This is a genomic window from Caballeronia sp. ATUFL_F1_KS4A (assembly GCF_023630905.1).
In the GTDB taxonomy this organism is placed as follows: Bacteria; Pseudomonadota; Gammaproteobacteria; order Burkholderiales; family Burkholderiaceae; genus Caballeronia; species Caballeronia zhejiangensis.
In genome coordinates, this window is the sequence record NZ_JALQEB010000003.1 from 66,052 (window position 1) to 88,502 (window position 22,451).

A 22,451-nucleotide genomic window follows, 5' to 3' on the forward strand; every position below is an offset into this window, starting at 1 on the left:
GCTAATTTTGCGGTTTAGTTTGCGCCGATCCGCAGGTGTCCCATGTCGCTCCAGACTTTCTCGCTGTTCCTGCCCGCGTGCTTCGCCATCAACATGGCCTTCGGGCCGAACAACGTGCTGTCGCTGTCGAACGGCGCGCGCGATGGCGTTCGCGCGTCGGTGCTGGCGTCGTTCGGGCGGATCGTCGCTTTCGCGATCATGATCGCCATCGCCGGGCTCGGGCTCGGCGCGCTTTTGCTCGCATCGCAGACGCTCTTCACGGCGATCAAGTTCGCCGGCGCGGCGTACCTCGTGTGGATCGGCGTGAAGCTGATCCGCTCCGGACCTTCGCTCGTCGTCAAGGAAGAGGGCGCGGCGCGCGGTCCGATGAATCTCGCGCGGCTCATCAAACAGGAATTCTGGGTCGCGGCGGGCAATCCGAAGGCGATCCTCGTATTCACGGCCTTCTTCCCGCAATTCGTCGATCGCAGCGCGTACGCGACGAGCTTCGCCATTCTCGGCGCGACGTTCCTGCTGCTCGAACTGGTGGCGATCTTTATTTACGCCGCGCTGGGCGCGCGCCTTGGCTCGCTTTCGCGCGGCGCGCGCGGTTTCACGTGGTTCAATCGCGTGAGCGGGGCGCTGATGATCGGCTTCGGCGTGATGCTCGCGTTCGTGCGGCGGCCCGCGACCTGATTCAGCGACTTTCGGGATCGATTTAATCGCGCGAATTATTACATTGAGTCATAGTCGATAACCGCGCACTAATTCTCGCGACAAATTACGCCAATCGCAGAATCCGAGAACTTTGCGTTTCGCTTGATTTACCCGCCATGCGAGAAAGCGGCGACGAAACGTCGCGCGCCCGCATTTTGCCGATTACCCGATACTTCCTTGCCTCGCGCGTCGAGGAAAGCCAACGCCGCGCGTGCGCCGCTGATTCAGGATTCGATAGCAATCGAATGTCTCCGATTTGCGATAATCGCGTGTTTGCCGCGGATAATCGCCCAGCTATTCATCTGATCATTTCGCGGACTATTCGCTCGTTTCGTCATTACGTGCAATCGGTATCTCGAAATGCGCCGATTCGCTTACGCCGTTTGAAGGATTTTTTCCGATGCTAACTCACTCGTCCCGCGCCTCGCAGACGCGCTCGTTCACGACCGTCTTTCTGATCGAAATGTGGGAGCGCTTCGGCTATTACGGCATGGCTGCGCTGCTCGTGCTGTTCATGGTCGACAAGATCGGTTTCGCCGATGAGCAGGCCAACCTCACCTGGGGCGCGTTCACCGCGCTCGTGTTTTCGGCGCCGTCGATCGGCGGCTGGATCGGCGACAAGATACTCGGCGCGCGCCGCACCATGACCGCGGGCGCTTTCGTGCTGGCGCTCGGCTATCTGATGCTCGCGCTTCCGGTCGACACGCTCGGCTTCATGTATGCGTCCCTCGGCGTGATCGTCGTCGGCAACGGGCTCTTCAAGTCCAACGCGGCGAATCTCGTGCGCCGCATCTACGAGGGCGATGACGCGCGCATCGACAGCGCGTTCACGGTCTATTACATGGCGGTCAATATCGGCTCGACGTTTTCGATGCTCGCGACGCCGTGGATCAAGGATCACTGGGGCTGGCACGCGGCGTTCGCCGTGTGCTGCGGCGGCATGGTGCTCGGCCTGCTGAATTTCGCGGTGATGCGCCGCACGCTCGCGCACATCGGTTCCGCTCCGGACGACCAGCCGATTCGCTGGAAGCACGCGTTCGCGGTGGCGGCGGGGAGCATCGCGCTGGCGGCATCGACCGTATTCATCCTGCAGCACAAGACCGTGGCGGTCGCGTGTGTCTACGCGGCGGGCGTGGCCATTCTGGCGATCTTCGGCTACATGTTGATCAAGTGCGACCGCAGCGAGCGCGCGGGCCTCGTCGCCGCGCTGATCCTCACGTTGCAGGTCATTCTCTTCTTCGTGTTTTACCAGCAGATGTCGACATCGCTCACGCTGTTCGCGCTGCGCAACGTCGATCCGTCGTTCTCGATCGGCAACGCAGAGCTGTTCACGTGGAGCGCGGCGCAGTTTCAGGCGCTCAACCCGATCTGGATCATGCTCCTGAGCCCGATTCTCGCGTTCCTTTACACGCGACAGGCACAGCGCGGCCGCGGCATGTCGGTGGCCTTGAAGTACGCTCTCGGCTTCGTCGTCGTGGCGATCGGATTCTTCGTGTTCGGTCTGAGCGGGCGTTACGCGGTGGATGGGCGTGTGTCGTCGTGGTTCATGGTGGCGGGTTACGGTCTCTATTCGCTCGGCGAACTGCTGGTGTCGGGCCTCGGTCTCGCGATGATCGCGCGCTACGTCCCGGCGCGCATGAGCGGCTTCATGATGGGCGCGTATTTCGTCGCGACGGGCGTGTCGCAGTATCTCGGCAGCGTCGTCGCCAATTTTGCGCGCATGCCGTCCGGCAACCTCGAACCGGTGCAATCGCTGCCGCTTTATACGCATCTCTTTTTCGGGCTCGGCTGGCTGGCCGCGGGCGGCGCGGCGGTCGCGATGGCGCTCCTGCCGGTGCTCGGCAGACTGTCGCGGGCGCATCAGCAGGCGGTGGAGCAGGCCGTTAACGCCGCCGCAAACGAACGCGCGACGCCGGCAGCAACGTTGAGTACAAACAACGTTTGACTTCGGGGAATGCTTCGGTCTATAATTTAATTCTTCAGACGCGGGGTGGAGCAGTCTGGCAGCTCGTCGGGCTCATAACCCGAAGGTCGTAGGTTCAAATCCTACCCCCGCAACCAGTTTCAAAAAGCGAAGAGCCCGGTTCAGCCGGGCTCTTCGCTTTTGTGCGTTCGTTTCTTCTTCGTTCTCAATGGCGCAGGTCCGGCAGCGAAAAAGCGCGACCGCTCATCCGACCGAAAATTTCCTTCCCAAGCACGAAAAGCCTGCATGAGCTGTGTGCTCATGCAGGCTTTGTGCGATCTTGCCAGCTTTAATCGATTGGGGCGCTACGATAGTGCGCGAATCCGCGAGCTTTCACGCGACCTGCACGTGAAACCGCGACCCGATCGATCTCAGGTTGCGATGCCGATCTTGCCTAAGCAGACGAGGGCGCGATGCCCTGCGTCGATCAATAGAACTTCTTCGGCAGTTGCGCGCGACGGATCTGCTTGCGCAGACGAGCGACAGCAGCAGCTTTCTTGCGCTTGCGCTCGGTGGTGGGCTTTTCATAAGCCATGCGCGACTTGAGCTCTTGAATCAGGCCCGTGCGTTCGACGGTACGGCGAAAACGACGCATGGCGACGTCGAAAGGCTCGTTCTCTTTCAACAGTACTTTAGTCATTGAAATCTCGGTTGATCTGGCCCTGCCAGAATTTAGGGCAAAACGCAATTGTACACTTTTTGAGCGTGACCCTGCACGCACTTTGTACGAAAGCATGCATATGCGGACTCGGGAATCACATCGTAGGTCGTTGAATCGAGACGACAATCCCGGAATACCCGCGCTCAGAATCCGCGCGAGCGAGGAGGCCTTCGATCGGGCTCGGCTCGGCGCGCGTCCGCCTGCTCGATCGTCACGTCGGACAGGGCGAGCGCGACGCACGGCAGAATCCAGCGTTCGGCTTTTTCCTCCGCGGTGAGTCCCGGCCATTCCACGCGATACGCGATCTCGCCTTCGACGATCCGGCAGATGCACGCACGGCAGGTGCCGTTGCGGCACGATCGCGGCAGCGACAGATTCGCCCGCAGCGCGGCTTCGAGCAGCGTCTCGCCGCCTTTCACCGCGACGAAGTGTCCGGCAGGCTCGATGACCATCGCGAAGGCGCGCGGCTCGTCGTCATTCACGCCTGTACCTCGACGTTCGCGCGGCCGTTGGTGAGATCGCGCAATTCGGCGGCGGCCGGCTCGCGCGCGATCGCGGCCATCCGCACGACGAGGCGCACGGTCATCCCATATTCGCTTTGCACGAGTTCGGCGTCGTGCTGCTCGATCCATCGGCGCACGCGCGCTTCGTCGGCATAGTCGATGTCGATGCCGATCAGCCCGCGTTCGATGCGCTCGACGCGCTCGGCCAACTGCATCGCGCTTGCGATCGCATCGGTGTAGGCGCGCACGAGGCCGCCCGCGCCGAGCTTGATGCCGCCGTAATAGCGCACGACCGCGGCCAGCACGCCATCGACTTCGTGATGCCGCAGCACTTCGAGAATCGGCCGTCCGGCGGTGCCGGAAGGCTCGCCGTCGTCGGACATGCCCGACTGGCCGCCCGCGAGCAGCGCCCAGCAGACATGCGTCGCGCCCGGATGCTCGGCGCGCAGGCGCTCGAGCTCGCGCATGGCTTCGTCGCGATCCGCGACGGGTATCGCGAGCGCGATGAAGCGGCTCTTGCGGATGTCGATTTCAGCGCTGACGGAAGCGGCGAGAGTGTACGTTGGCAAAGCGGAAAACGCGCGGGAGGCAAATATCGAATCATAGCCGCTCGACGCGGCCGGTCATGCCGCCACGTCCGAGCCGTCTTTCAGCGCGCGCTGCATGAGCACTGTATCGACCCATCGTCCGTGCTTGAAGCCGACGTCGCGCAGCACGCCGACATGTTCGAACCCGAGCCGCGCATGCAGCGCGATCGAGCCGGCGTTGCCGCTGTTGCCGATCACCGCGATCATCTGCCGCCACGGTCCGCGCTCGCATCGTTCGATGAGCGCCGTGAGCAGCGCGATGCCGACGCCGCGGCGACCGAAACCATCGGCGACGTAGACCGAATCTTCGATCGTATGCCGGTAAGCCGAGCGCGGCCGGTATGCCGACGCATACGCATAGCCCGCCAGCCGTCCGTCCCGCTCCGCGACGAGATACGGCAAGCCCGCCGCCGCGATGGCCGCGTGACGCGCGCGCATGTCGTCGACCGACGGCGCGATCTCTTCGAAAGTCGCGAGCGCGTTTTCGACGTAGTGCGAGTAAATGCGCGCGATGGCGTCGAAGTCGCCTTGCGCGGCGTCGCGCACGAGCGGTCGGGAGGAAACGTCGGAGGCCATGTCTGTCGTTCGATGCAAGGAAAACGCGGTTTCTGGTCTGGCCATTTTCGCACGGTGCATCGGCGGCAAAAAAAGCTTGCGCGGGCCGTGCGGAAGACCACCAAAAGGCAGCGTTTTCGGGCAAAGAAAACGTTGAATCGAGCGATGCGCGACCCCTACACTAAGTCGTTTGTCCGAGACTCGGGCGCGGCGCAACGCACGCCGGCCACGTCGGACAGGAAATACACAACGCGCGCGCGACAGTCTTTGCGCCGCGGTCCATAAGACGCAATGAACAAAATTCAACGTGGGGCGCTGGCGGCGCTTCTGATCGTCATCGTGGGAATCGCGGCGCTGGCGCCGGCGGGGATCGGCTTTTTGTTCGCGCAGCGCAGTCAGCGGCATGACGAGACCGCGCGCCTGAACACGGTCGCGGCCGCCGCGCTCTTTCGCGCCGAAGATGTCACGCGGCGGCTGTCGGGCGCGCTCGGGGAAATCGGCAAAGTGGCGGCCGTGCCGTGTTCGACGCCGTATCTGCAGGAGTTGCGACGCATCGCGCTCACGCACGAGCAGGTGCGCGACGCCGGCGCTTACGATCGCGACGGCCGCTGGCAATGTTCGTCGCTCCTGGGCGCGGTGTCGGCGGGCGTGCTCGACGGCCTCACGCTGCCGCCGCCCGACTGGCGCTCGCGCGACGGCGTGATGGCGTGGTACGGGCTGTCGCGTCTGCCGGGCGGCAAGTCTTCGCTCGTGATGGGGCGCAACGGCTTCTACGTCGCCGCCGATCCATCGCTTTACGTCGACACGCTCGACGCGAACGACGAGGTCGCGAGCGGCGTCGCCGTCATCAACACGGAAGTGAGCCGCGTGATCGCGACCACGCCCGCCACCGACGCCAACGCGATCCTCGCCGTCTATCGCACCGAGCCGCCCGTGCGCGACGACTCGCCGTACGTCGTGCGCCGTTCCGTGTCGATGCCGCTCGCGGTCGTCGTGAGCGCGCCGCATCAGACGCTGCGCCAGCGCCTGCGCACGCTGCCGTGGGGCTGGCTGCTCGGCGGCGTCGTGGTCGGGCTCGCGCTCGCGAGCTGGGCGGCGTTCTTCTTCGTGCGACGGCTCTCGCCGCGCGGCCAGTTGAGCGATGCGGTGCGGCGGCATCAGTTCATCGTCGCGTATCAGCCGATCGTCGATCTCGCCACGCGGCGCTGCGTCGGCGCGGAGGCGCTCGTGCGCTGGAAGTATCACGATCGCATCGTGCGGCCCGATCATTTCATCCCGCTCGCGGAGCATCAGGGGCTGATCCAGGCGATCACCGATCAGGTGCTCGACACGATCCTGCTCGAACTCGGCGACTTTCTTAAGCGCTACCCGGAGTACTACGTGTCGGTGAATCTGTCCGCGCCGGATCTCACCACGCATCGCTTTCTCGACGTGCTCGGCCCCGCGATCGCGCAGCAGGGCGTGCGGCCGGAGCAGATTCACATCGAGGCCACCGAGCGCAGCTTTCTCGACGCCGATGCCGCCAAGGAAGTCATCGGCGCGTTTCGCGAAGCGGGCCATGCCGTCTATCTCGACGATTTCGGCACCGGTTATTCGAGCCTCTCGCACTTGCAAAACTTTCGCATCGACGGCCTGAAGATCGACAAGTCGTTCGTCGATACCGTCGGGCAGGACGCGGCGTCGAGCAGCGTCGCGTCGCACATCATCGACATGGCCGCGACGCTCGACGTGCAGGTGATCGCCGAAGGCATCGAGCGTGAGGAACAGGCTGCGTATCTGCTCGCGCGCGGCGCGCGGTTCGGGCAGGGCTGGCTGTTTTCGGCGCCGCTCACGGCCGCGGAATTCATCCGCTACGCGGGCAAGACGCGCGCCGCTTGATCGGCCTCGATTCGTCCTTATCTACGATGTTTCCTGACGAGGCCCGATCATGACCACTCCGATGAACGACCCGACCGCCACCGCTTTCCTGCGCGACGTGCGGCATCCGCTGCTCGTGCTTCATCGCAGCGTGCTTGCGCATTTGCGCGCGCGCCACGAGGCCGAGTTCGGGCCGACGTCGCCGGGCGAATTCCTGCAGATCGTGATCAACGGATCGGCGTATCGCTGGCTTACGCCGTTCTCGACGCTCATCGCCGCCATCGACGACGTCCTCGACGACGAGGAAGCCACCGCCGACGCGCGCATCGCGCACGCGCAAGCCGTCGTCGACATGTTCAGCGCCGGCACGCGCGACCCGGCATTCGCCGAGCAATTCCTGCCTTTGCTGCAGGACAGCCCGGAGATCGCCGTGGCGAACGGGCAGGTCGCGCAACGCGTGCGGGACGTCGCGCGCGCGTAAATGGCGTGATCGACGGGCGCGCGGTCTATCGAAAATGCGACCTGAAAACCGCAATTTCCGGATTCCGCGCGCATCGGGGTTTTCCTGTCTGTCGCGTGCGAACAGCGTTGCGCGGCGGGCCCGTGGCCGCGTGACGGCTCACCGCGTCGTCGTGCTGCATCGCAGCAAAGACGTTTCATCACAATTGAGCGATTAATTTTCGCTTGCGAGTATCGCCGCCAATCGCCGGAGCGCTCGTAGTCGCGCTCCGCTTCTTTCAACGAAGACGATGGAGGCGACTCTTGATCCTGTACGGCTTCGGCCCGCTCCTCTGGGCGGGCGCCAAAGAGACGCTCGCGCTCGCGGTGCTGTCTCTCGCGGTATCGGTGCTGCTCGGCTTGGCCGGCGCATCCGCGAAACTTTCGCGTCACGCGCCTTTGCGCGCCGTCGCGACCGCATACACGACGCTCATCCGCTCGGTTCCCGACCTCGTGTTGATGCTGCTGCTCTTCTACAGCATTCAGATCGCGATCAACAATGTCACCGATGCCTTCGGCTGGAGTCAGTTCGACATCGATCCGTTCACGGCCGGCGTGCTCACGCTCGGCTTCATCTACGGCGCGTATTTCACCGAGACGTTTCGCGGCGCGTTTCTGGCGGTGCCGCGCGGGCAACTCGAAGCGGGCAGTGCGTACGGCATGAGCGGCATGCGCGTGTTCGGCCGCATTCTCTTTCCGCAGATGATGCGTTTCGCGCTGCCGGGCATCGGCAACAACTGGCAGGTGCTCGTGAAGGCGACGGCGCTCGTGTCGATCATCGGTCTCGCGGATGTCGTCAAGGCGGCGCAGGACGCGGGCAAGAGCACGTTCAACATGTTCTTCTTCATCCTGATCGCGGCGCTGATCTATCTCGCGATCACGAGCGCATCGAACCTCGTGTTGATGGCGCTCGAGCGCCGCTATTCGATCGGCGTGCGGCACGCCGAACTCTGACTCCTGCCAGCGAGCAAAAAGCCATGATCCAGATCTTCGCCGAATGGTGGCGTCCGTTCCTGTATTCCGACGGCATGCGCGCGTCGGGCCTCGTCGTCACGTTGTGGCTGCTCGCGGCGTCGATCGCGCTCGGCTTCTGCGCGGCGGTGCCGCTCGCCTGCGCGCGCGTATCGCGCAACCGCTGGCTTTCGACGCCCGTGCGCCTCTACACGTACGTGTTTCGCGGCACGCCGCTTTACGTGCAACTGCTGCTGCTCTACACCGGCATGTACAGCCTGGAATTCGTGCGCACGCAGTCCTTGCTCGAAGCGTTTTTCAAAAGCGGCTTCAATTGCGCGATCCTCGCGTTCGCGCTCAACACCTGCGCCTATACCACCGAAATCTTCGCCGGCGCGATTCGCGGCATCGCGCACGGCGAAGTGGAAGCGGCGCGCGCATACGGCATGAGCACCTTCACGATGTATCGCCGCATCATCCTGCCGTCCGCGCTGCGGCGCGCCTTGCCTTTGTACAGCAACGAAGTGATCCTGATGCTGCACGCGACGACCGTCGCCTTCACCGCGACCGTGCCGGACATCCTGAAGGTCGCGCGCGATGCGAATTCGGCGACCTATCAGTCGTTCGAATCGTTCGGCATCGCGGCGCTGCTGTATGTCGCGATCTCGTTCGCGCTGGTCGCGGCATTCCGGCGCGCCGAGCGGCGCTGGCTCGCGTATCTGCGGCCGGCGGGCGCGGTGCGCGCTGTGCGTCATTAACGAGCGGTAAAATTCGAAGCCATGCGTCACACCCTGTCATCACCCGAGGAGAAAGCGTTGCAGCCAACCGCCAAAGACGTCGCGACCAAGCTCGTCGCCGAGGACATTCACAAGCGCTACGGCGACAACGAAGTGCTGAAGGGCGTCTCGCTCGCGGCCAAAGCGGGCGATGTGATCAGCATCATCGGCGCGAGCGGCTCGGGCAAGAGCACGTTTCTGCGCTGCATCAACTTCCTGGAGCGGCCGAACGCGGGGCAGATCATCGTCGATGGCGAAGCCGTTCGCACCAAGACCGATAAATCCGGCAATCTCGAAGTCGCGGATCACAAGCAGTTGCAGCGCGTACGCACGAAGCTCGCGATGGTCTTCCAGCACTTCAACCTGTGGTCGCACATGACGGCCATCGAGAACGTGATGGAAGCGCCGCTGCATGTGCTCGGCATATCGAAGAAGGAAGCCGAGGATCGTGCGCGCGAATATCTCGAGAAAGTGGGCCTGCCGCCGCGCGTCGAGAAGCAGTATCCGTCGCATCTGTCGGGCGGTCAGCAGCAGCGCGTCGCGATTGCGCGCGCGCTCGCGATGCATCCGGATGTCATGCTCTTCGACGAACCCACGTCCGCGCTCGATCCCGAGCTCGTCGGCGAAGTGCTGAAGGTGATGCAGCGTCTCGCCGAAGAAGGCCGCACGATGATCGTCGTCACGCATGAAATGGGCTTCGCGCGCAACGTGTCGAATCACGTCATGTTCCTGCATCAGGGACGCACGGAAGAAGAGGGCGCGCCGTCCGAAGTGCTGAGCGCGCCGAAGAGCGAGCGTCTGCGCCAGTTCCTGTCGGGCAGCCTCAAGTAACGTGACGCTGCAAGTTGCGATCGTCGCGCTGCCGCCGGTGTCGATGAGCGGCATTGGGCCGATCATCGACAGTCTTTCGCTCGCCAATGAAATCGACGGGCATCGTCTCTACGAATGGCGCATCTGTTCGTGGGACGGCCGTCCGGTGCCGCTTTCGGGCGGCGCACAGCTTCCCGCCGATTGCGCGTTCAACGACGCCGTGCGTTGCGACTGGCTCATCGTCGTGTCGGAGCGCTATCAGCAGTTCGCCGATTACCGGCTCTTTCTCGCGAGCCTCGCGCGCGTCGCGCCGCGTACGCCGCTCGTTTCCGGCATTCATCACGGCGTATGGTGGCTCGCGATGGCCGGGCAGCTTTCGCAATATCGCGTCGCGGTGAACTGGGAAACGTATCAGCAGTTCACCGAGCAGTTCGAGCGCGCGATCGTCAGCCAGCAGATTTTCGAAATCGACCGCGATCGCGCTACTTGTTCCGGCGGGCAAGCGGCCATCGATTTCATGCTCGCGATGATCGCGCGCGAACACGGCCCGGACCTCGCGGAGCGCATCGCGGATTCGCTCGGCATCGGCACCTTGCGCGCGGGCACGGAGCGTCAGCGCATTCCGTTCGTCACGGCGCCGGGCGAGCGGCATCCGCGCCTGAACGACGCGCTTCAACTGATGGAAGCGAATATCGAAGACCCGCTCGCCACCGATGAAATCGCGAATCTCGTCGGCATTTCGCGCCGGCAGCTGGAGCGGCTCTTTCGTCAGTATCTCGGCGCGATGCCGTCGAAGTATTACCTCAATCTGCGTCTCACGAAGGCGCGCACGCAACTGCAGCGCACGAGCAAATCGGTGGTGCAGATCAGTCTCGCGTGCGGGTTTTCATCGGCGGCGCATTTTTCCAATGCGTATCGCGACCGTTTCGGCGTGACGCCGCGCGAGGAGCGCCGTAACTGGATCGAAAAGCAGCGCGGCGGCGCGATCGACGAACCGCGCGGCGGCGCGCTGATCGAGCCGCCCGGCGCGGCATAGAAGCTGCACGGTATCTGCGGAAAAGCTCATCGAAGCATGTCGCGAACGCGCAAGACGGAACGCGGGCGATTGCCTAATATCGACGTAATGCTCAAACCGAGGAGTGGCTCATGACCGACATCAATGTGAATCGCGGTACGTTCGACGAAGTAATGGTTCCGGTGTTCGCGCCGGCCAATTTCGTGCCCGACCGGGGCCGCGGCTCGCGCGTCTGGGACACCGAAGGCCGCGATTATGTCGATTTCGCCGGCGGTATCGCGGTGACGGCGCTGGGCCACGGTCATCCGGAACTGCTGAAAGTGCTGCACGAGCAGGGCGAGAAGCTCTGGCACATCGGCAACGGTTACACGAACGCGCCGGTGTTGCGCCTCGCGAAACGCCTGACCGATCTCACCTTCGCCGACCGCGCGTTCTTCGCGAATTCGGGGGCGGAAGCCAACGAAGCGGCGCTGAAGCTCGCGCGCCGTTACGCAATCGACAATCACGGCGACGACAAGATCGAAATCATCTCGTTCACGCAGTCGTTCCACGGGCGCACGTTCTTCACGGTGAGCGTCGGCGGACAGCCGAAGTATGCGGAAGGCTTCGGTCCGCAGCCGGCGGGCATCCGTCATCTGCCGTACAACGATTTGCCGAAGGCGCTGGAAGCCATCGGGCCGAAGACGTGCGCGGTCATCGTCGAGCCGGTGCAAGGCGAAGGCGGCGTGCTGCCCGCCGATCCCGCGTTTTTGAAGGGCTTGCGCGAAGCCTGCGACAAGCACGGCGCGCTGCTGATTTTCGATGAAGTGCAGACCGGCGTCGGCCGCACCGGCACGTTTTACGCGTACATGCAGTACGGCGTGACGCCGGACATCCTGACGAGCGCGAAGGCGCTGGGCAACGGCTTTCCGATCGGCGTGATGCTGACCACGAACGACATCGCCGCGCACTTCAAGGTCGGCGTGCACGGCACGACTTACGGCGGCAATCCGCTCGGCGCGTCGATCGCGGAGAAAGTCGTCGAACTCATCAGCGATCCGAAGCTGCTCGAAGGTGTCGCCGAACGCAGCAAAGCGTTCAAGGCGCATCTGGAGCGCATCAACGAGCGCTTCGGCATGTTCAGCGAGATACGCGGACGCGGCCTGCTGATCGGCGCGGAACTGAACGACAGCTACAAGGACCGCGCGAAGGACGTGCTCAACGCGGCGGCCGCGAACGGCGTCATCATGCTGATCGCGGGGCCGAACGTGCTGCGCTTCGCGCCGTCGCTCATCATGCCGATGGCCGATCTCGACGAAGGCTTCGCGCGCATCGAAAAGGCGATCGAGCAGGTCGTCGGCACGGTTGCGGTCAAGTGACCAACGGAATCCGATGATGCTCTTCGTCCGCCCCGCAAGACTCTCCGATCTCGACGAGCTCGAACGCATGGCGCGCGCCGCGCTGCCCGTGCTGCACTCGTTGCCGCGCGACCGGCGCGCGCTCGAAACGCGCGTCGCGCTCTCGGAAGACTCGTTTCGCGCCGAAGTGGAATTTCCCGGCGAGGAGTTCTATCTCTTCGTGCTCGAAGACTCGCAGACAGGCAAGTTGCTCGGCACGTCGAGCATCGTCGCGTCGGCGGGGTATTCCGAGCCGTTCTACGCGTTTCGCAACGATGCGCTGATTCACGCCTCGCGCGAACTCAAGGTAAACCGAAAAATCCACGCGCTCACGATGTCGCACGAACTGACGGGCAAGAGCCGTCTGACGGGCTTTTATATCGATCCGTCGTTGCGCGACGAAGCGAACGAAGCGGCCGCGCATCTCTTGTCGCGCGCACGCATGATTTACATCGCGGCGAATCGCAAGCGCTTCTCCAGCGAAGTCTTCTCGCTGATGCTGGGCGTCACCGACGAATCAGGCGCGTCGCCGTTCTGGGACGCGGTCGGACGCAAGTTCTTCGGCCGCGACTTCGAACAGGTCGAATCGGAATCGGGCGGACGCAGCCGCACGTTCATCGCGGAAGTGATGCCGAGCTATCCGCTCTATGTGCCGCTGCTGCCCGGCGATGCGCAGCGCGTGCTCGGCGAGCCGAACGAAAGCACGCTGCTCGCCTACGACATTCATCTCGAGGAAGGCTTCGAGCCGGATCGTTACGTCGATATTTTCGATGCCGGTCCGGTGCTGACGATCGCCGTCGACAAAAGCGCGTCGGCGAGTTCGGGCGAATTGCGCGCCGTGCGCGATGCCGCCGTCGAAAGCGGCGCGCCGTATCTCGTCGCGGCGGGCGGCGCGCATGCGTTCCGTTGCATCGTCGCGGGACTCGCGGGCACGCGCGCGGACGGCGCCGAATTGACCGCACAGGCGCGCGATGCGCTCGGCGTCGAAGACAAGGACACGGTGCGTTGCGTGCCGTTGCATCAGGCATCGGGAGAATTGCAATGATCGTCGTGCGATGCACGCAGCCGGGCGATGTCGACGCGCTCGTCGCGCTCGCCCAGGAAACGGGCCCGGGCCTCACCACGTTCAAGCCGGATCGCGGCGCGCTCGCGGCACGCGTCGAACGCGCGCGCCGCACGCTGACCGGTGAAGCGCAAGCCTTCGAAGCAGGCTATTTCTTCGTGATGGAAGACACCGCGACCGGCGATGTCGCGGGCGTGTGCGGCATCGAAACGGAAGTCGGGCTGGAGCAGCCGTTCTACAACTATCGCGTATCGACGGTCGTGCACGCGAGCCAGGACATGCGCGTGTGGACACGCATGTCGCTGCTCAATATCTCGCACGATCTGACGGGTTATGCGGAAGTCTGTTCGCTCTTTCTCAGCCCGCGCTATCGCACGGCGGGCGTGGGCGGCCTGTTGTCGCGCTCGCGCTTCATGTTCATCGCGCAGTTCGCGGATCGCTTTCCGCAGCGTTTGTGCGCGGAATTGCGCGGCCACTTCGACGAAAACGGCGAGTCGCCGTTCTGGAACGCGGTCGGCTCGCATTTCTATCAGATCGATTTCAACGAAGCGGATTACCTGAGCTCGCACGGCAAGAAGTCGTTCGTCGCCGAACTGATGCCGCGCTATCCGGTGTATCTGGACTTGCTGCCGGAGACCGCGCAACAGGCGGTCGGCGTCACGCACAGGGACACCGCGCCCGCACGCAAGATGCTCGAGGCGGAAGGGCTGCGTTACGAGAATCACGTCGATATCTTCGATGCCGGTCCGGTGCTCGAATGCCACATCGCGGACTTGCGCACGGTGCGCGAGAGCGTGATCGCGCGCGTGCGTATCGGCGATCGAAGCGACACGGGCAGCGATGCCAAAAGCCTCGTATCGAACACCTTGCTCGAAGATTTCCGCTGCGGCGCGACGACGGGCGCGGTCGAGGACGGCGCGTTCCTGCTGACGGCGGAAGAAGCCGCGGCGTTGCGCGTGAAGGAAGGCGATCAGGTGCGCGTGCTGACTTCTCATCCGCGCGCCAAGTAAATGAGACACGACATGGATATTTCGAACCAGTTGTATATCGGCGGTGAGTGGCAGGACGGCAAGGGCGCGGCGTTTGCATCGCGCAATCCCGGCACCGATGAAACCGTGTGGCAGGGCAAGAGCGCATCCGCGCAAGACGTGGATCGCGCGGTGTCGTCGGCGCGGCGCGCGTTCGCGTCGTGGTCGGCGCTGTCGTTCGACGAGCGCGTCGCGGTCGCCAAACGCTTCGCCGCCTTGCTCAACGAGAACAAGGAAGCGCTCGCAAACGCGATCGGCCGCGAAACCGGCAAGCCGCTGTGGGAAGCGCGCACGGAAGTGGCGTCGATGGCCGCGAAGGTCGATATCTCCGTGCAGGCGTATCACGAGCGCACCGGCGAAAAGCGCGCGCCGATGGCCGATGGCGTCGCGGTGCTGCGGCATCGTCCGCATGGCGTCGTCGCCGTGTTCGGGCCGTACAACTTTCCGGGGCATCTGCCGAACGGACATATCGTGCCGGCGCTCATCGCGGGCAATACGGTCGTGTTCAAGCCGTCCGAACTCGCGCCCGGCGTCGCGGCCGCAACCGTCGCGCTGTGGATTCAGGCTGGCTTGCCCGAAGGCGTGCTCAATCTCGTGCAAGGCGAAAAGGACACGGGCGTCGCGCTTGCGAATCATCGGCAGATCGACGGGCTTTTCTTCACCGGCAGCTCGGATACCGGCACGCTCTTGCACAAGCAGTTCGGCGGACGTCCCGAAATCGTGCTCGCACTGGAGATGGGCGGCAACAATCCGCTCGTCGTCGCGAACGTCGAGGATGTCGATGCCGCCGTGCATCACGCGATTCAATCGGCGTTTCTGTCGGCGGGCCAGCGCTGCACCTGCGCGCGCCGTCTCTTCGTCCCCGACGATGCCGTCGGCGAGCGCTTCATGCAGCGCTTCATCGAAGTGAGCGCGAACATTCGCGTCGGGAAATACGACGATGAGCCGCAGCCGTACATGGGCGCCGTGATCTCGGCGCGCGCGGCGGCGCGTCTCGTCGATGCGCAGACGCGTCTGATCGAAGCCGGCGCGAAGCCCGCGCTTGAAATGAAGCAGCGCGCGGCGCATCTCGGCTTTGTCTCGCCAGCGATTCTCGACGTGACGAACGCGCGCGACGTCCCCGACGAAGAGCACTTCGGCCCGATGGTGCAGGTCACGCGCTACAAGACGTTCGACGAAGCCATCGAGCGCGCGAACGACACCGCTTACGGCTTGTCCGCGGGCCTGCTCGCCGACGACGAATCCGCGTGGAAGCATTTCCAGCGCACGATCCGCGCGGGCATCGTCAACTGGAACCGGCCGACCAACGGCGCATCGTCGGCGGCGCCGTTCGGCGGCATCGGACGTTCGGGCAATCAGCGGCCGAGCGCGTACTACGCGGCGGACTATTGCTCGTATCCGATGGCCTCGGTGGAAAGTGCGCAATTGCAGATGCCGGCGAGCGTATCGCCGGGACTTACGTTCTAAGCGGCGGAAATGAACATGCTTGCAACCGAAGCGAATTTCGACGGGCTCGTCGGCCCGACGCACAACTACGCGGGACTCTCGTTCGGCAACGTCGCGTCGCGCAACAACGAGAAGTCGGTGGCCAATCCGAAGGCCGCCGCGAAGCAGGGCTTGCGCAAGATGAAGCGGCTCGCCGATCTCGGCTTTCGGCAGGGCGTGTTGCCGCCGCTCGAACGCCCGTCGATCAGGCTGTTGCGCGCCGTCGGCTTTTCCGGCGACGACGCCAGCGTGATCGCCCGCGCCGCGCGTGAAGCGCCGGAACTGCTGGCGGCGGCGAGCTCCGCATCGGCGATGTGGACCGCGAATGCGGCGACCGTGAGTCCGTCCGCGGATACGGAAGACGGGCGCGTCCACTTCACGCCGGCGAATCTCGCGGCCAAGCTGCATCGCGCGATCGAGCATGGCGAAACGCGCCGCTCGCTTGGCGCGATCTTCGCCGACGAAGCGCGCTTTCGCATTCATCACGCGCTGCCCGGCACGCCCGCGCTCGGCGACGAAGGCGCGGCGAACCATACGCGTTTTGCGCGCGAGTACGGCGAGAAGGGCGTCGAGTTCTTCGTGTACGGGCGCAGCGAGTACGGCCAGGGTTCGCAGCCGCAGCGCTATCCCGCGCGTCAGACGCTCGAAGCGAGCCGCGCGGTCGCGCGCCTGCACGGTTTATCCGCCGATGCGACCGTGTTCGCGCAGCAATCGCCCGATGTGATCGATGCGGGTGTGTTCCACAACGACGTCATCGCGGTCGGCAATCGCACGACGCTCTTTTGCCATGAGCGCGCGTTCGTCGATCAGCACAAGGTCTACGACGAGCTACGTGAGAAGCTCGGCGCGCAAGGCACGCCGTTTCACGCGCTCGAAGTGCCGGACAGCGAAGTGAGCGTCGAGGATGCGGTTTCGTCGTATCTCTTCAATAGCCAGTTGTTGTCGCGCGAGGACGGCAGGCAAGTGCTCGTCGTGCCGCAGGAATGCCGCGAGAACGCGCGCGTGGCGGCGTATCTCGATTCCCTCGGCGGCCGCAAGACGCCGATCGACGAAGTGCTCGTCTTCGATCTGCGCGAAAGCATGAAGAACGGCGGCGGGCCGGCTTGTTTGCGTCTGCGCGTCGTGCTGAACGACGCCGAGCGCGCCGCGGTGAACCCGCGCGTGTGGATGAACGACGCGCTTTTCACGCAACTCGACGCGTGGATCGACAGGCATTACCGCGATCGCCTCGCGCCCGCCGATCTCGCCGATCCGAAACTGCTCGCCGAATCGCGCGGCGCGCTCGACGAACTGACGACCATCCTCGGACTCGGTGCCGTCTATGACTTTCAGCGCTGATTCGTCCTTGCTCGAAGACTTCCTCGCCTTCACGCTCAACGGCGGGCGCCCTTCCGTCGCACAGGGCGTCGCGCCTTCGGGCGTGCGCTGGACCTGGCAGGGCGAGGGCGTGTTGCTGCTGGAACCCGCGACAGAACCGACGCATAGCGTGCTCGCGTCGGCGGGCATTCACGGCGACGAAACCGCGCCGATCGAAATGCTGTGCTCGCTTGTCGCGGATATCGCGAACGGCCGCGCGCCGCTCGTCGCGCGCATGCTCGTGATCCTCGGCAACATCGACGCGATGCGTGCCGCCGACCGCTATCTCGACGACGACCTGAATCGCCTGTTCAGCGGCCGTCATGCGGATTTGCGCGACAGCCGCGAAGCACCGCGCGCCGCTGAACTGGAAGACGCCGCGTTGAAGTTCTTCGATGGCGTCACGCATCGGAAATGGCACATCGACATGCATACGGCGATTCGCGCGTCGGTGTTCGAGCAGTTCGCGTTACTGCCGCACACCGGCGCGCCGCTCGCCCGCGCGATGTTCGACTGGCTGCGCGATGCGCGTCTGCAGGCGGTGCTCCTGCATCGCGAGAAGGGCAACACGTTCACGCACTTCACGGCGCAGCACGCGGGCGCGCTCGCCTGCACGCTCGAACTCGGCAAGGTGCGCCCGTTCGGTCAGAACGATCTCGCGCGTTTTGCCGCATCGGATGCGGCGTTGCGTCGCCTGATTGCGGGCGAGGCGGCGAAGGAAAGCGCGCCGCTGCGCGTGTTCACGGTCGTCGCGCAAATCGACAAGCAGAGCGAGCAATTCGTGCTGAACGTGGCGAGCGACGTGCCCAACTTCACCGCGTTCGCCGCCGGCACCGAGCTCGCGCGCGACGGCGATTATCGTTATCGCGTGTCGCACGACGAAGAGCGCATCGTGTTTCCGAATCCGAAGGTCAAGCCGGGCCTGCGCGCCGGCTTGATGGTCGTCGATACGACCGATTCGACGCTCGCCTCTCTCGATTGACCGGCAACGGTTCATCGATTCACTTCCCGCTGTTTATCCGACGCACAGCGGGTGCGCGCTACAATCGCGCCCCGGTGTCGGATCATCACACCTGTATCGAACCGCAATGGAAGGAGATGGAAGTTGAAGAAATCGCATCTGATCGGTCGCAAGCTCGCCGCGCTGGCGGTGCTGGGCGCCGCCGTCGTCGCGTCGAACGCGCAAGCGGCCGATGACATGAAGCAACTGCGCTTCGGCGTCGAAGCGTCTTACGCCCCGTTCGAATCGAAGTCGCCGAGCGGCGAGCTGCAGGGCTTCGATATCGACATCGGCAACGCGGTGTGCGCGAAGCTGAAGATGAAGTGCGTGTGGGTCGAGAATTCGTTCGACGGTCTCATTCCCGCGTTGCAGGCGCGCAAGTTCGACGGCATCAACTCGGACATGACGATCACCGACAAGCGCAAGCTCGCCATCGACTTCACCGATCCGATCTACACGATCCCGAATCAGCTGATCGCGAAGAAGGGCAGCGCGATTCAGCCCACGGTCGAGGGTTTGAAGGGCAAACGCGTCGGTGTGCTGCAGGGCTCGATCCAGGAAACCTACGCGAAGGCGAAGTGGGCGACGGCGGGCATCGATGTCGAGTCGTATCAGGCGCAGGACCAGATTTATGCCGATCTGGCGTCGGGCCGTCTCGATGCGGCGTTCCAGGATGCCGAAGCGGCGTCGAAGGGCTTTCTGAAGCAGCCGCAGGGCGCGGGCTTCGCGTTCGCTGGCCCGGCCGTGGCGGATGACAAGCTGCTGGGTTCGGGCGTCGGCTTCGGCGTGCGCAAGAACGACAAGGCGCTCAAAGATGCGCTCAATCGCGCGCTGAAGGAGCTGAAGGACGACGGGACGATCGATCGCTTCGCGCAGAAGTATTTCGATGTAAAGGTGGTGTTGAAGTAAGGCTTCGGTTTGCCGGATGTGAGAAGCCCGCTTCGGGAGTGGTCCCGGAGCGGGCTTTTTTTAGGTCACATCGACGGCGTGACGATCACCGTCGCCGTCGTCCCCGCACTCAGCAGCACCCCATCCGGCACTTCATCGATATGCACGCGCACCGGCACGCGCTGCGCGAGCCGCACCCAGTTGAACGTCGGGTTCACGTCGGCGAGCAGCTCGCGGCTTTGCGGATTGTCGCGATCATAGATGCCGCGCGAAATGCTCTCGACGTGCCCCTTCAGCTCGCCGCCGCTCATCAGGCGAATCGATGCCTTGTCGCCGATACGCACATGCGGCAGCTTCGTTTCCTCGAAGTATCCATAGACCCAGAATGAATGACTGTCGACGATCGCGAGCTTGGCGGCGCCCGCCGTCGCGTAGTCGCCGCGAAACACGTTCAGGTTGGTGACGTAGCCGTCGACCGGCGAGAACACTTTGGTGCGTTCGAGATTGAGCTTCGCGGCATCGAGCGCGGCCTGCGCCTGCTGCAACTGCGCTTCGGCGGTCGATGCGGTCTGCATCGCGTTTTCGCGCGCTTCCTTCGATACGACGAGGCTGTCCATGTCGGCGCGGCGCGCGGCGTCCGCACGGCGCATGCGCAATTCGGCCGCGCGCGCGGTGACGTTCGCCTGCGCCTGCTCGACCGCGATCCGGTAATGCGACGGATCGATCTCCATCAGCAGATCGCCCTTCTTCACGAACTGATTGTCACGAACCGGCAACTGCACGACCGCGCCCGACACGTCCGGCGCCACGTTGACGACATCCGCGCGCACGCGGCCATCGCGCGTCCACGGCTCGTCCATGTAATGCACCCACAGCACGCGCCCGATGACGAGCGCGACCGCGAAAATGGCGATCGTCAAAACCAGCCCGATGATTTTCCTGAGAATCATGATGCGAACTCTTTTTCAGCTTGTATGAAGGTGATGTCGATTCAGCGATACGCGATGAGCCCGAGCGTCCCGCAAATGCAGACGAGCAGACTCGCGCGAAACAGCGCCGGATGCCAGACCACGCGATAAAGGCCCGTCAGCGCGAGCGCGCGGTCGACGACCCATGTGATCATCGCGCCGGCGATGAAGAGCAGCAGGATCGTCGGCACATAGGCTTCGAGGATCGCGACGTTACGCGGGAACATGGTCCGCTCCTTCTGGCGTGTGTTTCCGAACCGGCGCACCGTGCACGAAGGGCGCGAACGGCGATTCGTGATCGAGCAGCGCGGTCCGGACAAAATGAAGATGACTGGCGATGCGCTGCAGCCGATGCTTTTCCTCGCGCGGCAGATCGAACCGCGCGAGCACATCCCGCGTATCGTCGATCGCGCGTTCGGTCGCGGCGAGCGTGGCGTCGAAGCGCTGCGCATTCGGGCGATCGAAAAGGCGCGCGATGGCGTCGAGCGTCGCGTCGATCGAGCGGCGCCACGGCATCGACGCCGCGTACTGCGGCGCGTTCGACAGCCCTGCGATCTCGCGTCGCAGATCGATCACCGCGTTGCCGAATTCGAGCACGGCGAAGAGCCATTGCAACGCATCGCGCTGCAAGTCGGGACGTCCGGTCGCGAGCGCGTTGATTTGCGCGAGCAGATCGCGCGTGCGGCTTTCGAAGTGCGTCGTGAGACGCGTGAGACGTCCATGGCGCGCGCTCACGACTTCGCGCCGCAGATCGCCGAGCAGGAGACGCCGCAGCCACGGCGCATCGGTCGGCAGCAGGACGGCGAAGGCGACCGCCGCGACGATCATCGACAGCACGAGCGCGAGGGCATCGTTCATATAGCCGGTCGGATCGTAGTGCACGAGATTGTCCGGCCCCGCGAGAAAGCAGAAGAAGATGCAATAGCCGATGCCCACGCCGGCGAGCGCGCGCCGCGTGCTCAGATACGCGCCGAGCAAAAGCGCGGGCGCGAGCGCGGCGCACATCATCGCGAAGCCCTCGATATGCGGAAACACGCCGAACACGACGATCATCCCGGCGACGGCCGCGAGCATCGTGCCGAGCGCCATTTGCGCGGACATGAGCGTCGGACGCGGCGACGACGACGCGAGCGCGCACACGGCCGCCGCGTTGAGCACCATCGTGCTGCCGCTCGGCCACGCCGTCGCGATCCAGAACGCGGACAGGACGAACATCACGATCGCGCCGCGCAGGCCCGAAATCGCCGCGGCGAGCAGGTTCGTCTTCGGCACGTAGCGCGCGATCCAGCGCTCGCGTTCGTGCGACGGCGAGCTCAGCGACGCATACGTTTCGGCATAGGCGAGCATGTCGTCGACGAAGCGATACAGCAGTTCCGTCGCGGTATCGAACTCCAGTTGCGCGAAGTCCGGATCCGCTTCGAGCGCGGCACGCGTCGCGCGCACGCGCCGGGGCAGTGCGGCCTTGTAGTCGCGCAGTTGCGCGGCGGCGTGCGCGGCATCGGCGGCGTTTTTCACCGGTTCGCCCGATACCGAGAAGAGCGGCGGCACTTCGCGAAAGAATGGCTCCAGCGCGGCGATCGTCGTCGCCGATGCGTTCTCGCGCAGCCGGTTCATCAACTGATGCAGCGCGTGAAAGCGCGTCGACGCGCTCATGAACTCGCTGTTGAGACGTGCGAGCCGCCCGCCGCGCATCCGCGATTCGGGATTCTCGAACACGGCGACGCTGCGCGCGGCCTCGAAGCCGACGATATCCGACACGAACGCGAGATTGGTTCGCTCGATCTGCGCGCGTTCCATGTTGCCCGACAGCGCGCGGCACACGTAATCGACGAACTGCGCGAAGCGGCGGCGCACCGTCGTGCGAACCTGCTCGCCCGCGTGCTGCGGAAAGACGAGCGCGCTCACCGCGCCGGAACACACGATGCCGAGCGTCACTTCGCCGACGCGCGTGAGCGCCGACAGATACGCAGCCTCCGGATGCTGCGCCGCCGGAATGCCGATCAGCGCGGCCGTGTAACCGGCGAGCACGAAGCCGTACGAGCGGAAGTTGCGATTGCGCGCCGCGCCCGCCGTGCAGACGCCGACCCACAGCGCCGTCGCCGAGAGGAACAGCACCGGCTGCTGAGAGAACAGGCTGATGAAGATCATCATCACGACGAGACCGACCATCGTTCCGCAGAAACGATAGAAGCTCTTTGCGAGCACCATGCCGCTTTGAGGCTGCATCACGACGAACACGGTGGTCATCGCGGTGCGCGGCTGCGCCATGTCGAGGCGCATCGCGATCCACAGCGACAGCAGCGCCGCGAGCACCGCCTTGAAGATGTAGATCCACGCGAGGCCGTCGGTGCGCGCCCAGTCGAGCACGACCTCCTTGAGCGGCTGTCGTCCGATGAGAGAAGCGGGCGTCGACAT

The 22,451-nt window shown here is 64.4% G+C and carries 22 protein-coding genes and 1 tRNA gene; 16 read left to right on the forward strand and 7 right to left on the reverse strand.

The window, feature by feature from the left end:
• Positions 1 to 42 precede the first annotated feature (42 nt).
• The 3 genes from NCS03_RS05815 (at position 43) to NCS03_RS05825 (ending at position 2,757) form a co-directional block, all read left to right on the forward strand.
• Positions 43 to 675 (forward strand): LysE family translocator, encoded by a 633-nt coding sequence (locus tag NCS03_RS05815; RefSeq protein WP_008350388.1) that lies wholly within the window; start codon positions 43 to 45, stop codon positions 673 to 675.
• 421 nt (positions 676 to 1,096) lie between these two features.
• Positions 1,097 to 2,641 carry a peptide MFS transporter gene (locus NCS03_RS05820; protein WP_250528917.1) on the forward strand — a complete coding sequence of 515 codons (1,545 nt, stop codon included), beginning with the start codon at positions 1,097 to 1,099 and terminating at the stop codon, positions 2,639 to 2,641.
• A gap of 39 nt (positions 2,642 to 2,680) precedes the next feature.
• Positions 2,681 to 2,757: transfer RNA gene (locus tag NCS03_RS05825), tRNA-Met, on the forward strand.
• Between the two features lie 329 nt (positions 2,758 to 3,086).
• Here NCS03_RS05825 and rpsU read toward each other — a convergent pair.
• The 4 genes from rpsU to NCS03_RS05845 form a co-directional block, all read right to left on the reverse strand.
• Positions 3,087 to 3,299 carry a 30S ribosomal protein S21 gene (gene rpsU / locus NCS03_RS05830; RefSeq protein ID WP_006999077.1) on the reverse strand — a complete coding sequence of 71 codons (213 nt, stop codon included), beginning with the start codon at positions 3,297 to 3,299 and terminating at the stop codon, positions 3,087 to 3,089.
• A gap of 164 nt (positions 3,300 to 3,463) precedes the next feature.
• Complete coding sequence (locus NCS03_RS05835; protein ID WP_250528961.1) at positions 3,464 to 3,772, reverse strand: 2Fe-2S iron-sulfur cluster-binding protein; 309 nt, start codon at positions 3,770 to 3,772, stop codon at positions 3,464 to 3,466.
• 26 nt (positions 3,773 to 3,798) lie between these two features.
• Positions 3,799 to 4,392: an IMPACT family protein gene (locus NCS03_RS05840; protein WP_008350379.1), complete on the reverse strand. Its 594-nt coding sequence runs from the start codon at positions 4,390 to 4,392 to the stop codon at positions 3,799 to 3,801.
• 54 nt (positions 4,393 to 4,446) lie between these two features.
• The gene (locus NCS03_RS05845; RefSeq protein WP_250480452.1) at positions 4,447 to 4,986 is read right to left on the reverse strand and encodes a GNAT family N-acetyltransferase; all 540 of its coding nucleotides are present in this window, start codon (positions 4,984 to 4,986) and stop codon (positions 4,447 to 4,449) included.
• A 270-nt stretch (positions 4,987 to 5,256) separates the two neighbouring features.
• Between NCS03_RS05845 and NCS03_RS05850 the strand changes: the two genes are divergently transcribed.
• The 13 genes from NCS03_RS05850 to NCS03_RS05910 all read left to right on the forward strand — a co-directional run bounded on the left by NCS03_RS05850 (position 5,257) and on the right by NCS03_RS05910 (position 19,089).
• Entirely contained in the window at positions 5,257 to 6,843 is a 1,587-nt protein-coding gene (locus tag NCS03_RS05850) for an EAL domain-containing protein (RefSeq protein WP_008350376.1), read from the forward strand.
• Positions 6,844 to 6,904: 61 nt separating this feature from the next.
• On the forward strand, positions 6,905 to 7,303 hold the full coding sequence (locus tag NCS03_RS05855; protein ID WP_033537211.1) for a hypothetical protein: 399 nt from the start codon (positions 6,905 to 6,907) through the stop codon (positions 7,301 to 7,303).
• Positions 7,304 to 7,584: 281 nt separating this feature from the next.
• Entirely contained in the window at positions 7,585 to 8,274 is a 690-nt protein-coding gene (locus NCS03_RS05860) for an ABC transporter permease (protein ID WP_008350371.1), read from the forward strand.
• A 23-nt stretch (positions 8,275 to 8,297) separates the two neighbouring features.
• Positions 8,298 to 9,029 (forward strand): ABC transporter permease, encoded by a 732-nt coding sequence (locus NCS03_RS05865; RefSeq protein ID WP_008350370.1) that lies wholly within the window; start codon positions 8,298 to 8,300, stop codon positions 9,027 to 9,029.
• Between the two features lie 21 nt (positions 9,030 to 9,050).
• Complete coding sequence (locus NCS03_RS05870; protein ID WP_051996525.1) at positions 9,051 to 9,878, forward strand: ABC transporter ATP-binding protein; 828 nt, start codon at positions 9,051 to 9,053, stop codon at positions 9,876 to 9,878.
• Between the two features lie 43 nt (positions 9,879 to 9,921).
• Complete coding sequence (locus NCS03_RS05875; protein ID WP_250434590.1) at positions 9,922 to 10,893, forward strand: GlxA family transcriptional regulator; 972 nt, start codon at positions 9,922 to 9,924, stop codon at positions 10,891 to 10,893.
• Between the two features lie 110 nt (positions 10,894 to 11,003).
• Positions 11,004 to 12,230, forward strand: coding sequence for an aspartate aminotransferase family protein (locus NCS03_RS05880; protein ID WP_250528918.1), 1,227 nt, complete (start codon positions 11,004 to 11,006; stop codon positions 12,228 to 12,230).
• 16 nt (positions 12,231 to 12,246) lie between these two features.
• Complete coding sequence (gene aruF / locus NCS03_RS05885; RefSeq protein ID WP_033537219.1) at positions 12,247 to 13,293, forward strand: arginine/ornithine succinyltransferase subunit alpha; 1,047 nt, start codon at positions 12,247 to 12,249, stop codon at positions 13,291 to 13,293.
• Positions 13,290 to 14,321: an arginine N-succinyltransferase gene (gene astA, locus NCS03_RS05890; RefSeq protein WP_250456437.1), complete on the forward strand. Its 1,032-nt coding sequence runs from the start codon at positions 13,290 to 13,292 to the stop codon at positions 14,319 to 14,321. The genes aruF and astA overlap by 4 nt, the downstream gene beginning before the upstream one ends.
• A gap of 12 nt (positions 14,322 to 14,333) precedes the next feature.
• Complete coding sequence (gene astD / locus NCS03_RS05895) at positions 14,334 to 15,806, forward strand: succinylglutamate-semialdehyde dehydrogenase (protein WP_008350362.1); 1,473 nt, start codon at positions 14,334 to 14,336, stop codon at positions 15,804 to 15,806.
• Between the two features lie 15 nt (positions 15,807 to 15,821).
• Entirely contained in the window at positions 15,822 to 17,162 is a 1,341-nt protein-coding gene (gene astB, locus NCS03_RS05900) for an N-succinylarginine dihydrolase (protein WP_008350361.1), read from the forward strand.
• The gene (gene astE / locus NCS03_RS05905; protein ID WP_175979944.1) at positions 17,146 to 18,162 is read left to right on the forward strand and encodes a succinylglutamate desuccinylase; all 1,017 of its coding nucleotides are present in this window, start codon (positions 17,146 to 17,148) and stop codon (positions 18,160 to 18,162) included. The genes astB and astE overlap by 17 nt, the downstream gene beginning before the upstream one ends.
• A 123-nt stretch (positions 18,163 to 18,285) precedes the next feature.
• Positions 18,286 to 19,089 (forward strand): ABC transporter substrate-binding protein, encoded by an 804-nt coding sequence (locus NCS03_RS05910; protein WP_008350359.1) that lies wholly within the window; start codon positions 18,286 to 18,288, stop codon positions 19,087 to 19,089.
• A 65-nt stretch (positions 19,090 to 19,154) separates the two neighbouring features.
• Here NCS03_RS05910 and NCS03_RS05915 read toward each other — a convergent pair whose 3' ends face one another.
• The 3 genes from NCS03_RS05915 to NCS03_RS05925 are packed head-to-tail and all read right to left on the reverse strand — an operon-like array spanning position 19,155 to position 22,451.
• Positions 19,155 to 20,018, reverse strand: a complete 864-nt coding sequence (locus NCS03_RS05915) for an efflux RND transporter periplasmic adaptor subunit (protein WP_008350358.1) — start codon at positions 20,016 to 20,018, stop codon at positions 19,155 to 19,157.
• Between the two features lie 41 nt (positions 20,019 to 20,059).
• Positions 20,060 to 20,263, reverse strand: coding sequence for a DUF1656 domain-containing protein (locus NCS03_RS05920; RefSeq protein WP_008350357.1), 204 nt, complete (start codon positions 20,261 to 20,263; stop codon positions 20,060 to 20,062).
• Positions 20,250 to 22,451, reverse strand: coding sequence for an FUSC family protein (locus tag NCS03_RS05925; RefSeq protein WP_250507352.1), 2,202 nt, complete (start codon positions 22,449 to 22,451; stop codon positions 20,250 to 20,252). The genes NCS03_RS05920 and NCS03_RS05925 overlap by 14 nt, the downstream gene beginning before the upstream one ends.

Bases quoted from the DNA above. Each gene is read 5' to 3' on its own strand.
- NCS03_RS05815 (WP_008350388.1), top strand. From the start codon at position 43: ATGTCGCTCCAGACTTTCTCGCTGTTCCTGCCCGCGTGCTTCGCCATC.
- NCS03_RS05820 (WP_250528917.1), top strand. From the start codon at position 1,097: ATGCTAACTCACTCGTCCCGCGCCTCGCAGACGCGCTCGTTCACGACC.
- rpsU (WP_006999077.1), bottom strand. From the start codon at position 3,299: ATGACTAAAGTACTGTTGAAAGAGAACGAGCCTTTCGACGTCGCCATG.
- NCS03_RS05835 (WP_250528961.1), bottom strand. From the start codon at position 3,772: ATGGTCATCGAGCCTGCCGGACACTTCGTCGCGGTGAAAGGCGGCGAG.
- NCS03_RS05845 (WP_250480452.1), bottom strand. From the start codon at position 4,986: ATGGCCTCCGACGTTTCCTCCCGACCGCTCGTGCGCGACGCCGCGCAA.
- NCS03_RS05850 (WP_008350376.1), top strand. From the start codon at position 5,257: ATGAACAAAATTCAACGTGGGGCGCTGGCGGCGCTTCTGATCGTCATC.
- NCS03_RS05855 (WP_033537211.1), top strand. From the start codon at position 6,905: ATGAACGACCCGACCGCCACCGCTTTCCTGCGCGACGTGCGGCATCCG.
- NCS03_RS05865 (WP_008350370.1), top strand. From the start codon at position 8,298: ATGATCCAGATCTTCGCCGAATGGTGGCGTCCGTTCCTGTATTCCGAC.
- NCS03_RS05870 (WP_051996525.1), top strand. From the start codon at position 9,051: ATGCGTCACACCCTGTCATCACCCGAGGAGAAAGCGTTGCAGCCAACC.
- NCS03_RS05875 (WP_250434590.1), top strand. From the start codon at position 9,922: ATGAGCGGCATTGGGCCGATCATCGACAGTCTTTCGCTCGCCAATGAA.
- NCS03_RS05880 (WP_250528918.1), top strand. From the start codon at position 11,004: ATGACCGACATCAATGTGAATCGCGGTACGTTCGACGAAGTAATGGTT.
- aruF (WP_033537219.1), top strand. From the start codon at position 12,247: ATGCTCTTCGTCCGCCCCGCAAGACTCTCCGATCTCGACGAGCTCGAA.
- astA (WP_250456437.1), top strand. From the start codon at position 13,290: ATGATCGTCGTGCGATGCACGCAGCCGGGCGATGTCGACGCGCTCGTC.
- astD (WP_008350362.1), top strand. From the start codon at position 14,334: ATGGATATTTCGAACCAGTTGTATATCGGCGGTGAGTGGCAGGACGGC.
- astB (WP_008350361.1), top strand. From the start codon at position 15,822: ATGCTTGCAACCGAAGCGAATTTCGACGGGCTCGTCGGCCCGACGCAC.
- astE (WP_175979944.1), top strand. From the start codon at position 17,146: ATGACTTTCAGCGCTGATTCGTCCTTGCTCGAAGACTTCCTCGCCTTC.
- NCS03_RS05915 (WP_008350358.1), bottom strand. From the start codon at position 20,018: ATGATTCTCAGGAAAATCATCGGGCTGGTTTTGACGATCGCCATTTTC.
- NCS03_RS05920 (WP_008350357.1), bottom strand. From the start codon at position 20,263: ATGTTCCCGCGTAACGTCGCGATCCTCGAAGCCTATGTGCCGACGATC.
- NCS03_RS05925 (WP_250507352.1), bottom strand. From the start codon at position 22,451: ATGTCGACGCCCGCTTCTCTCATCGGACGACAGCCGCTCAAGGAGGTC.